Genomic DNA, 14,267 nt, shown 5'->3' with positions numbered 1-14,267 from the left:
ACATGCAAGCATTAGAAAACAAAGCCATAGCAAGCCGTTTCAAACTCTTGGGTCAGCTCATGGAGCTCCATGACGAAAATCCCTTCAAGGTAAAGGCCATCAGCAACGCATCCTTCAAACTGGACAAGCTGCCCTTTAAAATCGTAGACCGCAGCGAGGAGGAACTGAGTCAACAGCCCGGCATAGGAAAGAGCACCGCAGCAAAGGTTTGGGAACTGCTGCAAACGGGTAAGATAGGCGAACTGGAAACCTTCCTGTCCAAGACACCGGAGGGCATTCTGGAAATGCTTACCATAAAAGGTATAGGCCCCAAGAAGATATACATCATCTGGCACACTCTGGGCATAGAGACACTGGGCGAGCTCTATTATGCCTGCAACGAGAACCGCTTGGTAGAGGCCAAAGGCTTCGGACTCAAAACACAGGAAGAAATCCGAAAAGCCATCGAGTTTACCATGGCCAATGAGGGATTGTTTCTATATGCCCAAGTAGAAAAAGTATATATTCCTCTATTGGCCGATTTGAAAAATCACCTTCCCAGTAGCGAAAAGTTGCAGAGCACCGGTGATTTTCGTAGGAACATGGAAATTCTATCCGCACTCGATCTCATCACTACCGCATCCAAGGAAGAAGTATTATCCTTCGTTGAGCAAAGCCCATCGTTTACCCTCTTTGCCCACAAGGAGGGCCTACTAGAATGTGTAAACGAAAACGGACTGCCCGTAAACATTCACCTAGCGTCCGAGGCCAATTATGCCCAACAGCTTTTCATCACTACGGGCAGCGAGTTGCACGTGCAACAGCTACGTCAGCACCTCAGGGGCATTATTCCCGCACTACCGTCGGAAGAGGCCATATATTCACAGGCAGGCATGGACTATATCGTGCCCGAGTTACGCGAGGGACTGAATGAGCTGGCACTGGCAGAGGAACACCGACTCCCTCTATTGATCACCGAAAACGATCTGAAGGGCACCTTGCACAACCACAGCACATGGAGTGATGGGATGCATAGCTTGCAGGAGATGGCACTCTATTGCAAGAATCAGCTCGCGCTGCAATACCTTGGCATATGTGATCACTCCCAATCTGCCGTATATGCCAATGGGTTAAGTCCAGAACGCGTGAAGGCCCAATGGGCAGAGATAGATCGATTGAATGCGCAGCTGGCCCCTTTCAGGATATTCAAGGGCATTGAGTCGGACATACTAAGTGATGGTTCGCTAGATTATGAAGAAGATATACTAAGGGGTTTTGACTTTGTAGTGGCTTCCATCCACTCCAATCTGCGCATGGACGAAGACAGGGCCACACAGCGATTGATAAAGGCGATCGAAAACCCATACACTACTATCTTGGGCCACCCTACCGGCCGCCTGCTCTTAGCCCGAAAGGGCTATCCCATTGACTATAAAAAAGTCATCGATGCCTGTGCCGCCAATAAGGTGGTAATCGAAATCAATGCCAATCCTTTGCGCCTCGATCTTGATTGGCGCTGGCACCGCTATGCACTGGAAAAGGATGTGATATTGAGCATCAATCCCGATGCCCATCGTACCGAGGGTTTTCACGATATGCACTTCGGGATATTGGTAGCCAGAAAGGGGGGCCTTGGCAAAGAACAGTGCCTCAATTGCTTAGACTCGACATCAATTGAAGATTTTTTCACCAAGCGTCGTGTCTGTAACTCCTGAAGAACCTTCGTACTAAAAACAATCTGATGAACAAAACATCAATAACCTACTGCACAAAGCCCAAACACAAATCAAAGCTTGCAAGGGAGAGGCAATTTTACCAATGTACTCAAAGCATTTTGCTAACTTTGTATTATGGATGTGTTGACAAAGGAACAGAGACAAAAAAAACATGCAGGCTATCAATAGTAAGGATACAAAAGATGAAGTACCTCTGACGAAAACTCTTTGGTAACGTGGGCATCGTTATCGTAAGAATGACAAGACTATTTTCGGTAAACCTGACCTGACCTTAAAAAGATATAAACTTGCAATTTTTGTTGACAACGAATACTTTCACGAAAAAGATTGGCAACAAAAAAGTTTCGTATAAAGACAAGCCGTGACTTTTGGTGAACGAAAATTGAGGGAAATATGGAGCGGAACAAACAGGTAAATGAAGCGTTGGTTAAAAATGGGTGGAAAGTTTTACGATTTTGGAGCAAATAAATACGAAAAAAATTAGCATCTTGCGAACATATAATTGAAGAAAATTTAATGTAAGTAATGGCAACATATAACGACTTAAAAGAAAGGCTTAACATAAATGTTGATAGGCACCTGAATGATGGTTTTGCCCATCTTACTCATTATTGGCAAAACCATAAAAATGGTATTTCCCAATACTTTAAACCTTACGCAAAAGAATATTTGCAAGAAGAAATACTTTCAGTTGTTGAAGAACCGGAACAATTATACATCCCATTGAAGTTTGACGTTCCATTTCCACCAAAAGCCAACCCTAAATTTAAGTTTGTCGATTTGTTCGCTGGAATTGGAGGAATACGTTTAGCCTATCAGAATTTAGGTGGAAAATGTGTATTTTCAAGCGAATGGAACAATTTCGCCAAGAAAACTTACGAGGCAAATTTTGGAGAAGTTCCATTTGGTGACATAACTCAAATAAGTGAAAAGTCAATCCCCGACCACGATATTTTATTGGGAGGTTTTCCCTGCCAACCATTTTCAATCGCAGGTGTTTCAAAGAAGAATGCATTAGGAAGAAAACACGGTTTCTTAGATGAAACACAGGGAACACTATTTTTTGACATTGCAAGAATTTTGGAACATAAAAAGCCAAAGGCTTTTATGTTAGAAAATGTCAAAAACCTTGTTTCTCACGATAAAGGCAACACATTCAAAGTAATCAGGAACACTTTAACAGAATTGGGATATTCAATTCATTATCAATTGCTAGATGGCAAACATTTTGTACCGCAACACAGGGAAAGAATTATCATTATTGGATTTAGAACAGATATTTTCAACGGAGAAGAAAATTTTAAATTCCCAAAACTTCCCAAACCAACCGCTAAAATAAAAGATATTCTTGAAGAAGAAATTGAACCAAAATATACATTATCTGATAAACTTTGGAGTTATCTACAAAACTACGCTGCAAAACATAAAGCGCAGGGAAATGGTTTTGGGTTTGGAATGACTGACCTCAACGGGATTTCAAGAACAATTTCGGCAAGGTACTATAAGGACGGTTCAGAGATATTAATTCCACAGGATGGAATCAATCCAAGGCGGCTCACTCCAAGGGAATGTGCAAGATTACAGGGATTTCCTGATGAATTTATTATTCCTGTTTCAGATAATCAAGCTTACAGACAGTTTGGCAATTCCGTAACCGTTCCGCTTATCCAAGCGGTTGGCAAACAATTAGTAAAATCATTATTGGTAATCAATGAACCTGCAAAATCTAAAAAAGCTGTTTATTGATAATGGCTGCCAGAAAATTTATGTAAAGGAACTATCCCCGAATGATAATTCTAAAAATCAAGTTTATTTAGGTGGTAGTTTTGAAATATTAAACATTCTTCCTCTTTCTGAAATCAAAACAGAAGAAGCAGGAGATTGGAATAGAGAGCGTTTTAAAGCCTCCATTAATTTTTCTTGGATAGGTGATGATGGGAACCTCTACCCTGCTCCAAATTCACAGCTTATTTTATATCCAAAATACCCAGAAGTAAGATTTTCTGGATTTTTAGCCAGATGCCAAAATCCACCATCAGAATTGATGACACAACGTTTAGCTGACCGACTATTTTTTTTGAGTGTATCAAAACAGGGTATCGTTTTAGGTTCTGTTGTCGCACCAGATTCAGAAATTGCTCAGGAGTTTAACAGAATCAAAATTGACAAGCAGTTAGGTGTTTTCAAAATTATTGAACTTCCTCAAACAGTAAATAATAAAGAAAGACTACTTACAGAACTTTATCGGGTTCATCAATTAGACTGGATTACTTCCAAACGATTAGACAGAAATGGTAATGTTCTACCCTGCCTTTCATCAAATTGCGGAGGATATACTTTAGAAGCTGAATTAGGCATTACACCAAACGGATATTCTGAACCCGATTATTTAGGTTGGGAAGTAAAACAGTTTGGGGTATCAAATTTTGAGCGTATTGGTTCGTCCGTCATTACATTAATGACCCCCGAACCAACAGACGGAATTTATAAAACGCAGGGGACAGAAGAATTTTTACTAAAGTATGGTTATGCGGACAAAACAGGACGTGAAGACCGCATAAATTTTGGTGGAGTTCATAAAACAGGAATACGACACAGCTCTACTAATCTTGAATTGCAACTAATTGGCTTCGATATGGAAAGTGGAAAAATAAGAAATTCTAGCGGGCGAATCGCATTAGTTGACACAAACGGAAATGAAGCAGCAGCGTGGAGTTTTGCATCAATGCTTTTACACTGGAACAGAAAACACAATCAGGCTTGTTATGTTCCTTCTCTTTCGGACACAACAGGAAACAGAAAATATAAATATGGCGACAAAGTTATTTTAGGATCAGGTACTGATTTTCAATTTTTCTTAAAACAAATGGCTGTTGGAAACATTTATTATGACCCAGGTATTAAAATGGAAAATGTTTCCATAAGCCCCAAAATCAAGAAGCGAAGCCAGTTTAGAATAAGATCGCAATATTTGAGCAACCTGTATAAGGAAAGTGAAATTGTGACATTACCATAAGCCAACGTACAATCTAAAACTTGCAAAAGAGGAGAAATGAAAAACAGGTAATTATGACGGTAGAATAAGTAATAAAACTTAACTTTTTAGATATTAGCCCCCAATCTTTTAATTTTTCTGTTTATCGGAAAATTCATGAAGATGAAAATAAAGACGAAACGACATTTCGTTTTCGTTTGCCTCAAGATGCAAACGAAAATTACGAGTATTCTGATTAGTCGTTAGTTATTCAGAGAAAGAAAACTACCAACTGTTCAAATACAAAGAGATTTACAATATAAATCTTACTGAACATTATTTACATAGCTTGTTGTTAAAATAGCGTAGAAAATCAAAACATTGAACATAAAAAAGGAAAGAAGTTTTACGACAAGAGTATTGACATCATCACTAAAAAACATACTAAAGGAAATGAGATAATTTCCCTTATTCCTATGTAAAAAACGTCGAAGAAGCACCATTTTAAGTCTATGTACACACATTTGTAAGTCGCACAAAACCAACGCCTAGACTATGCCTCTTGCTAGCGCTCAACCAACCAATTGACGACCAAAGCAATTGAGAAATGGGACCGCGCTTTGGAAAAATGGCGGGTTCAGTATTAAATTCAACAGCAACTCTTCGATTGAACTTTTGTGCCAAACTGAACATTTGTAGTTCGATTTCCGCCACTTAGAAAAGCTACAAACTATTAGCTGCAAAGGACAGGAAGTGTAGATGAAACGGAAGCTTCATTCAAGAAAAAGCTAAAAAAATTTCACTTTCATTTGCATTAATAAATTTCTTCCCTATATTTGCCCGCACAAGAACAAGAAAAATGATATTGAACACTGCATTTTGGTTTTTTGGATTCTTTTATTTTAAAAATAAGAGCCGGGAACCTCATGTATGTTAAAAAGATAAAAATTAAGATACTGAAAAGTCCCGGCATACCGCCGGGACTTTTTTTATGTCCACAATAAAATGAAGAAAGTAGCAATACAAGGCACCAAAGGTTCATTTCACGAGGAAGCTGCGTACAAATATTTTGGCAACGAGATAGAAACCCTCGAATGCGACACCTTTAAACTCACCTGTGAAAAGTTAAAATCAGGCGAGGCCGACTATGTAATGATGGCTATAGAAAACTCCATCGCTGGCAGCCTACTACCCAACTACGCCCTCTTACGCGACTATCACTTCTCTATCGTCGGAGAAGTGTATCTTAACATTCAACTTCACCTACTAGCCCTTCCAGGTGTAAAGCTCGAAGAAATCAAGCATGTGGAGTCTCACCCCATCGCCCTCAGGCAAGTATCGGACTACTTGGAAGAACATCCTACTTTCAAGGTTTCAGAAGGGATGGACACGGCAAGCTGCGCGAAAAAAATCGTTGAATTGCAACTTAGGGATACGGCCGCAGTCGCAAATAAACTGGCAGCGGAACTCTATGGGCTGCAGATTATAGACAGAAGAATAGAGACCATCAAAAAAAACTTCACTCGTTTTCTTGTCTTGGCTAGGCATGAAATGGCAGACAGCAAGGAAACCAAAGCAAATAAGGCATCTCTCCTATTCCAAACAGACAATAGCGTGGGTGCGCTAGCAAAAATCCTACAATTGCTGGCAGAAGAATCCATCAATATGAGCAAAATCCAATCCATGCCTGTGTTGGGGAAACGAAATGAATACGATTTTTACGTGGACGTAGAGTGGAAAAAGAAGGAAAACTACGACAGGGCTATTACCAAAGTGCTCAAGCACACCATCAACTTCAATATTCTGGGAGAATACAGCAAAAATGAAAAAGTGTAAAAAGACATAAGGCGCAAGACATAGGACATAATAAGAGCGTAAGATTTTACGCCCCAACAAAAATAAATTTATCTGAATATTAATATCTAAGTACTAAATACTCACAAAATGAAACTCAATTTAGACATCGTGCCACTTTCATCCTGGTTGGCAACAGGAAAAGAACCTTTGGTTATTTCTGGACCTTGCAGTGCAGAAACAGAAGAACAACTAGTATCTACGGCCCACCTTTTGGCTGCTACCGGCAAAGTTTCCGTCTTACGTGCCGGCATCTGGAAACCGCGCACACGTCCAGGTGAATTTGAAGGTATCGGTAGCATTGGTCTAAAATGGCTTCAACGAGCCAAGGAAGAAACGGGCTTACCAACGGCTACCGAAGTAGCCACAGCAAAGCACGTGGAAGAAGCATTGGCTGCTGGGGTGGACATCCTTTGGATCGGTGCACGTTCTACCGCCAACCCATTCACCGTTCAGGAAATTGCCGATGCTTTACAGGGAGTGGACGTTCCAGTATTGGTAAAAAACCCCGTCAATCCCGACTTGTCCCTTTGGATAGGTGCATTGGAACGCATCAACAGGGCCGGCATCAAGAAGCTGGGAGCCATTCACCGCGGTTTTTCTTCTTACGAAAAAACCGCTTTCCGCAATGAGCCTATGTGGGATGTTGCCATCCAATTAAAAACCGTAGCTCCAGAACTGCCCATCATCAATGATCCTAGTCACATTTGTGGCAATCGCGAGCTGATCCCTTATGTCATGCAAAAAGCCGTAGACCTGGATATGCAGGGCTTCATCGTTGAGTCGCACATAGACCCATCCGTCGCCTGGACAGATGCCAAGCAACAGTTGACACCAGCGGCATTGGCAGAAATCATCGATAAACTTTCCTTACGCAAAGCAGCCTCCAGCGACCCACTATTTGAAGACAAACTGGCAGAATTGCGCAAGAAGATCGACGTGCTCGACAACCAGATCATCAAGCAAATAAGCGACCGCATGAAGATTGCCGAAGAGATTGGCGAATACAAGAAGAGCAACTCGGTCACCATTTTGCAGGTTTCCCGTTGGGATGAAATCGTACAGCAAAGGGTAAAACTAGCTACTGCGCTAAGCCTGGATGAAGATTTCACCAAGAAATTATTGGAACTGATACATAACGAGTCTATCCGCAGGCAAAACGAAATCATGAACGCAAAACCAGCAATAGAGGCTTAGCAAATGGCGCATAAACTCTTATTGACCGCGCCAACAGGCAATATTACTGGTTCCGTGCAGCTTACCGGATCCAAAAGCGAGAGCAATAGGGCGCTCATCATCCGTGCCATCGGCAAAGGCAAAGTGCATATAGAAAATCTTTCCGAAGCTGATGACACGGTAACGTTGGCTCACCAGCTAGAAAAAATAAGCTCGTGGCAAGGCGAAGAGGAGTTGACCATAGACATAGGCCCTGCGGGTACTGCTATGCGTTTTCTGACAGGCTACCTTCCACTCATGGAAAGGAAGTTTCTGCTCACGGGCAGCGAAAGGATGAAGCAAAGGCCCATTGCCCTATTGGTTGACGCACTCAAACACATAGGTGCGGATATTGAATACGCGGGTGAAAGGGGCTATCCACCCTTAGCCATTGTAGGTCCTATACAACAGGATGCCAATGAGGTATCCATACGTGGCGATGTAAGCAGCCAATACTTGTCGTCCTTATTGCTTGTGGCCAGTGCCCTGCCAAAAGGCTTGACTGTCCACATACAGGGCGAGCTCACCTCCAAGCCCTACCTCTGCATGACCTTGGATATGCTTGCAGAAGTAGGCATTACACATCAATGGGAGAACAACAGCATCCGTATTCTCCCCCAACAGGCCAAGGAAAGCACTGTTTACGTGGAGCCAGATTGGAGTGCTGCTTCTTATTGGTATAGCGTGGCAGCACTTTCGCCTATTGGTACCGAGCTGTATTTGCCGGGGCTTAAAACCCATAGTCTGCAAGGCGACAGTGCCATTGTGCAACTTATGAAGCACTATGGCGTGGCATCACGCTTTGAAGATAAAGGAGTAAAGATCACCAAAGTGGAGAATACGCAAACAGCCACTCTATTCAACCTGAAGGAATGTCCAGACTTGGCGCAGACCTTGGTAGCGTGTAGTGCCGCACTGGGGATAGATGACAGCTTCACTGGCTTAGAAACATTGAAAATCAAGGAAACTGACAGAATTGCCGCCCTTCAAAATGAACTGGCAAAGTTCGGCGTACAATTTCTGGAAGAGCAAAAGGAAACGTACAAGCTGCACACGGCAAATTCCCGGGTACCGCAGCAACTAACGGTTAAGACTTACGAAGATCACCGCATGGCTATGGCCTTTGCTCCCCTGGCATTGCGCTTTGGACAAATAGCCATAGAGGAACCGAACGTGGTAGGAAAATCGTACCCCGATTTTTGGAAACACCTCGAAAAGATAGGATTTACAACCAATTCAATATAAAACAACATTATGGCAGGAAATTCATTCGGAAATTTATTTCGCATCAGTACTTTCGGCGAGTCTCACGGGCCGGCTATTGGAGTCATTATCGATGGATGCCCTTCCCAGATAGAGATAGACAACGATTTCATTCAATTGGAGCTTGACAGGCGCAAACCTGGGCAATCCAAGATCACTACCCAACGCAAGGAGTCCGACCAAGTGCAAATCCTTTCAGGTGTTTTTGAGGGCATGACCACGGGAACGCCATTGGCCATGCTCATTCCCAACGAAGACCAGCGGTCGAAGGATTATTCTCATATCGCTGACAAATACCGCCCTTCACACGCAGATTATACCTATCAGATGAAGTACGGCATACGCGATTACCGTGGTGGTGGCCGCTCCTCTGCCCGCGAAACGGCAGCTAGGGTAGCCGCCGGTGCAATAGCAAAAAGCTTGCTCAAAAAACATGGCATCGCCATTTTTGCCCATGTCTCTGCCGTAGGGCATATACAGGCCCCCAACCTTGGCGAAGGTTCCATAGATGAGCTCGTACGAATACGAGAGGCCAACATCGTGCGCTGTGCGGATCCCGCTACGGCGAATCAGATGATTGAATTCATTGACGGCATACGTAAGGATGGCGATACGGTTGGCGGTGTAGTCAGCACCGTGATCCGTGGTGTTCCCGTAGGCCTAGGCGAACCTGTTTTTGATAAGCTACATGCCGACCTTGGCAAGGCGATGCTCAGCATCAATGCCGTACACGGCTTTGAGTATGGTTCAGGCTTTGCCAGTGCTACTATGCGCGGCTCCGAGCACAACGATATTTTCACCAACCCCGAAGGGAACAGTAAACTGCTGCATACCCTCACCAATTTTTCCGGCGGCATACAAGGAGGTATTTCAAACGGTATGGATATCAACTTCCGCGTCGCATTTAAGCCCGTGGCTACCATCATGCAAAACCAGGCAACCATCAATGAAGCGGGCGAGAAAACCGAGATAGGCGGAAAGGGGCGCCATGATCCCTGTGTGGTACCCCGCGCCGTGGCTATTGTAGAAGCCATGGCCGCTCTTGTTATTGCCGACCATTTGTTGAGGCAGGAAGTATATAAACGATGAGTTATAAGTTGTAAGTGATAAGTGTTAAAGACGTCGGTTTACGCTTTCATACTTATCACTTGCAATATAGTACTCAAGAAATCGCTTCAGCGCGATTTAACAAACCCCTCCACTTATTTCCATTTCCATATTGGATTCCAATGGTGCAAGCCTAGGTATTTTCTTCTTAAAACCCATCCCCAATTTTGATCCATTGACCCAATATGACATCATTCGACACGAAGAATTGCCAATTTTGGAACACGGACACCTACTAAGAAAATTAATGTTGCTATATTAGCAAACGGTAGACAGCGAGTAGCCTGTATACCGTTATACAATTGATCATTATGCCAGTAAAAAAAACAAATACGATACGCCATGTGCTTACGCAACTGATTGCGGACGTATTCGAAAAGAGCGAAAACAAACCATTAAATTATAAACAAGTAGCCGCTTTGATGAACCTTCAGGATGCAGAGTCAAAAGCCGGAATACTGGAAATATTGGATGAAGAATCGGACTCGAAAACCGGACGCTTTGTACGCATAGCCAAAGGAAAGTTTACGCTTCGAGAGCTGAAAACCTTCATCGTGGGACGAGTGGATATGACAGCCGATGGATCGGCCTATATCATTCCAGAAGATGAACTGCAAGAAGATATATACGTTGCTCCACGCAAGCTCCGCAATGCGCTCAACAAAGATACCGTAAAAGTATATACCTACGAAAAAAGTCGTGGACGTAAGAAAGAAGGGGAAGTAGTCGAAATTATCAAACGAGACAGAACGGATTTTACCGGTATCCTTCAGGTATCTTCTCGTTTTGCCTTTCTCATCGCCGATGACCGTAAAATGATCCACGATATCTTTGTCCCCCTGGCAGACCTAAATGGTGCCAAAAACGGCGAAAAAGTTGTTGTGAGCATTACAGATTGGCCCGAAGGAAGCAAAAATCCCGTAGGTCGCGTCAAATATGTATTGGGCAAACAAGGTGAAAACAATGCGGAGATGAATGCCATCTTGGCCGACTTCGGTTTTCCCTTAAGTTTTCCAAAAGTGGTAGAAACCGAGTCCGAGGCGATCCCTGAGGAAATAAGCGAAACAGAAATAGCCAAACGCAGGGATTTCAGGCCTATAACCACCTTCACCATAGACCCTGTTGATGCCAAGGACTTTGACGATGCGATCTCTTTCCAAAAGTTGGACAATGGGCATTACCAGATAGGCATACATATTGCCGATGTATCACATTATGTTTTGCCAGATAGTGCCCTAGATAGCGAAGCTTTTGAACGTGGCACTTCCATTTATTTGGTAGATCGCGTCATTCCCATGCTGCCGGAAAGGCTATCCAACAATCTTTGCTCGTTACGGCCCAATGAAGACAAGCTATGCTTTTCGGCCGTCTTTGAGCTCGACGACAAGGCACAGGTGCAGGACGAATGGTTTGGACGCACCATCATCCATTCCGACAAACGCTTTAGCTATGAGGAAGCGCAAGAAGTCATCGAAAACAAGGAGGGCCCCTATAGCGATGAACTGCTCACGCTCAATAAACTGGCATATATACTGCGCGAGAGAAAATTCAAAAACGGCGCCATCAGCTTTGAGAGTACGGAAGTCAAATTCATCCTTGACGACGAAGGCAAGCCTTTGGGTGTGTATACTAAGGAGCGTAAAGACGCCCACAAACTCATTGAGGACTTTATGTTGCTGGCCAACCGCAAGGTAGCCGAATTTATTGGCAAGCAAGGCAGAGGGAAAAACAAGCTCACTTTTGTTTACCGAAACCACGATGCGCCCAACGAGGAGAGCCTTACCAACTTTGCACAGTTTGCCGCTCGTTTTGGTTACAAGATCAGTACCAAAAGCGAGAAGGAAACCGCCAAATCACTCAATCACCTCATGCAGTCCGTAGAGGGCACCAAAGAACAGAATGTGTTAACCACGCTTGCCATCCGTTCCATGGCTAAAGCGATCTATACAACCAAGAAGCACAACCACTATGGCTTGGCATTTGACTATTATACGCACTTCACCTCTCCCATCAGGCGCTACCCCGATGTCATGGTACACCGCTTATTGCAACATTACCTGGATGGGGGTAACTCTGTCAGCCAAGAGGCATACGAAAAGCTCTGCGTGCACGCTTCTGCCATGGAAAAGAAAGCTGCCGATGCCGAACGCACGAGCATCAAATACAAACAAGCTGAATTTTTACAAAACCAAGTGGGGACAGCCTATACAGGCATCATTTCTGGAGTGACCGAATGGGGCATGTACGTGGAGATAGAGGAAAACAAATGCGAAGGCATGGTTCGCCTTCGGGATATCACAGACGATTTTTATGCCCTAGATGAAAAGAATTACGCTATCATCGGGCAAAGGAAAAACAAAAAATATCAATTGGGCGATGAAGTAAAAATAAAAGTCAAAAGCGTAAACCTCGCAAAAAGACAAATAGATTTCACCCTTTTGAGCTAGCTAGTCTCCTCCCAAAAATCTCGTTTGATATAAATCTTATTTTTGATTTATATCAAACGAGTGTTCATTTTCATATCCGTTTTTGATGCTTGTCTTCTTCAATACCTCTCTCTTCTCTACCGGCTGTACCACGGCCGAGAACGAGGGATGCCGTATCCATGTCTGTAGCATCAATAGGCGCTGCGCCATGAAGTAGCAAATGTAAGTAAAGAATGGCACGGCTACCACATCTATGGTATAGTGCACGTGCTGGATCAGCACCATAATCCCCACCATTATCGCTGCAAAAAAAGCCACTATCTTGTCTGTTTTCTGCCTTAAGCAGAGAAACATAAGGAACATGGTGGAAGTATGTCCAGAGAAAAACAAATCTTTCGTAATGAAATCCACCTTGCCATAAGCTGCATTGCTAATGGGATCTACCAAGGGAATAAGCCCATCCGGCGGATCAAGTGGAATCAGCGAAATCGTAACGATGCGCATGAAGATCAAAAAAACGAAACTGTACAACATCTGCACGAATAGTGTAGCGTCATATAGCGAACGATATAAAAATAGGAAAGTGATGCCCCATATAAGTATAAAAATGGGGGAAGAAAGATCATAAGATGGGAACCATCGTAACAACATATCGTTAAGCTGTACCCCTTCACGCAACTCTATCTGTTCGAAAAAATAAGGCAGATAGCCCAATTGCCCTATTAAAACACATAGACCCAGCAGCAACCACAGTTTAAAGGAAGTATAGAACCATGCTGTCTTCCAAGAGGACATGTCCTCCCCATGAGAAGACGAATTATTTGCTAACATTTTTAATCAATAAAAAAAGTTAGCAAATATGCATTAAGAAAATGATATTTTTACATTAAATTTTCTTAATGACAGCAGCGATTATCTCTAGCCCTTCAAGATAGGACAGAACCTTCCTCCGCTAGTCATCTATATATTCCGATTCGGAGATCACCACTTTCATATAGACCGAACTTGTGGGCGCTGGCACTAGAAAATCTTCGTTTAGGGGGTCTTGTATAAAAACCGTAACCCAGCCTTCGCTATAATTCACTGAATAAGCTAGCCCATCTATAGTAGCCGGAAGTATATCATAGCTAGCCTCCCCGTCAAAACTTAAAGCAACAGAGACAAGATCATCCGTATAATAACTTCCTAACGCGGGTAATGCCACATCATATTTCACGAGATTATTGCTTAAGCGCTGCCAATTACCTGGTGTCAAAATCCTAATATAAGTCCTGTTGGGATTGATCATATTGTCCACATACTCTGTTTTTGTACACCCGGAAAACGTACCCAGACCAAACGTACCGATCAAAAGCAATAATAACGTCTTTCTCATAGCCAAACTTTGCCTTAAATATATGGAGTTAGTATCAAAAAGCGTAAAATAGTTTCTGATTCTCCGTAAACACGCCTAATATTTTTAGTATATTAGCACATCAAGAAGAATAGACGATGAACATATTCAGTTTTACAGCGCATTTTGGTACGGAGGAGGATTGCCGTTTGCATTTCAAGGAGCAACGGGACAAGGAGGGTGTTGTCTGCAAGCGATGCGGGGGCACCTCTCATTATTGGTTACAGGGCAAATGGAGTTACGAATGCAAAAGTTGCCGTTTCCGTACCTCTTTGCGCAGCGGTACGATCATGGAGAGTTCCAAGCTGCCGTTTCTGGTG

Annotated in this window: 11 protein-coding genes and 1 pseudogene; 10 read left to right on the top strand and 2 right to left on the bottom strand. The window is 43.1% G+C overall.

The window, feature by feature from the left end:
- Window positions 1–2 precede the first annotated feature (2 nt).
- The 9 genes and pseudogenes from A37S_RS0122595 to rnr all read left to right on the top strand — a co-directional run bounded on the left by A37S_RS0122595 (window position 3) and on the right by rnr (window position 12,575).
- Window positions 3–1,694, top strand: a complete 1,692-nt coding sequence (locus A37S_RS0122595) for a DNA polymerase/3'-5' exonuclease PolX (protein WP_036604026.1) — start codon at window positions 3–5, stop codon at window positions 1,692–1,694.
- Window positions 1,695–1,944: 250 nt separating this feature from the next.
- Window positions 1,945–2,067: pseudogene (locus tag A37S_RS28435) on the top strand (PDDEXK family nuclease); the annotation flags it as partial.
- A gap of 173 nt (window positions 2,068–2,240) precedes the next feature.
- Window positions 2,241–3,461 carry a DNA (cytosine-5-)-methyltransferase gene (gene dcm / locus A37S_RS0122590; protein WP_028298894.1) on the top strand — a complete coding sequence of 407 codons (1,221 nt, stop codon included), beginning with the start codon at window positions 2,241–2,243 and terminating at the stop codon, window positions 3,459–3,461.
- Entirely contained in the window at window positions 3,427–4,731 is a 1,305-nt protein-coding gene (locus tag A37S_RS0122585) for an MvaI/BcnI family restriction endonuclease (RefSeq protein ID WP_028298893.1), read from the top strand. Before dcm ends, A37S_RS0122585 begins: the two co-directional genes overlap by 35 nt.
- Window positions 4,732–5,694: 963 nt before the next feature.
- A complete protein-coding gene (locus A37S_RS0122580) occupies window positions 5,695–6,525 on the top strand; it encodes a prephenate dehydratase (protein ID WP_028298892.1) in 831 nt (276 codons plus the stop codon).
- Between the two features lie 108 nt (window positions 6,526–6,633).
- Complete coding sequence (locus A37S_RS0122575) at window positions 6,634–7,740, top strand: chorismate mutase (RefSeq protein WP_028298891.1); 1,107 nt, start codon at window positions 6,634–6,636, stop codon at window positions 7,738–7,740.
- Between the two features lie 3 nt (window positions 7,741–7,743).
- Window positions 7,744–9,003, top strand: coding sequence for a 3-phosphoshikimate 1-carboxyvinyltransferase (gene aroA, locus A37S_RS0122570; RefSeq protein ID WP_028298890.1), 1,260 nt, complete (start codon window positions 7,744–7,746; stop codon window positions 9,001–9,003).
- A 9-nt stretch (window positions 9,004–9,012) separates the two neighbouring features.
- Entirely contained in the window at window positions 9,013–10,110 is a 1,098-nt protein-coding gene (aroC, locus tag A37S_RS0122565) for a chorismate synthase (protein ID WP_028298889.1), read from the top strand.
- 329 nt (window positions 10,111–10,439) lie between these two features.
- Window positions 10,440–12,575 carry a ribonuclease R gene (rnr, locus tag A37S_RS0122560; RefSeq protein WP_028298888.1) on the top strand — a complete coding sequence of 712 codons (2,136 nt, stop codon included), beginning with the start codon at window positions 10,440–10,442 and terminating at the stop codon, window positions 12,573–12,575.
- 36 nt (window positions 12,576–12,611) lie between these two features.
- On the opposite strand, the gene A37S_RS25895 is transcribed toward rnr, so the two are convergent.
- Together A37S_RS25895 and A37S_RS0122550 are read right to left on the bottom strand one after the other, a co-directional pair.
- Window positions 12,612–13,385, bottom strand: coding sequence for a phosphatase PAP2 family protein (locus A37S_RS25895; RefSeq protein WP_051293405.1), 774 nt, complete (start codon window positions 13,383–13,385; stop codon window positions 12,612–12,614).
- A gap of 121 nt (window positions 13,386–13,506) precedes the next feature.
- A complete protein-coding gene (locus A37S_RS0122550; protein ID WP_028298887.1) occupies window positions 13,507–13,929 on the bottom strand; it encodes a hypothetical protein in 423 nt (140 codons plus the stop codon).
- Window positions 13,930–14,045: 116 nt separating this feature from the next.
- Here A37S_RS0122550 and A37S_RS25890 point away from each other — a divergent pair.
- Window positions 14,046–14,267, top strand: a 222-nt coding sequence (locus A37S_RS25890) for a transposase (RefSeq protein WP_036603146.1), incomplete at its 3' end; no start/stop codon positions are given.

This window comes from Olivibacter sitiensis DSM 17696, assembly GCF_000427965.1.
Taxonomy (GTDB): domain Bacteria; phylum Bacteroidota; class Bacteroidia; order Sphingobacteriales; family Sphingobacteriaceae; genus Olivibacter; species Olivibacter sitiensis.
Note: the sequence above shows the minus strand (reverse complement) of the source record. Positions and strands in the feature narration are given on the sequence as shown.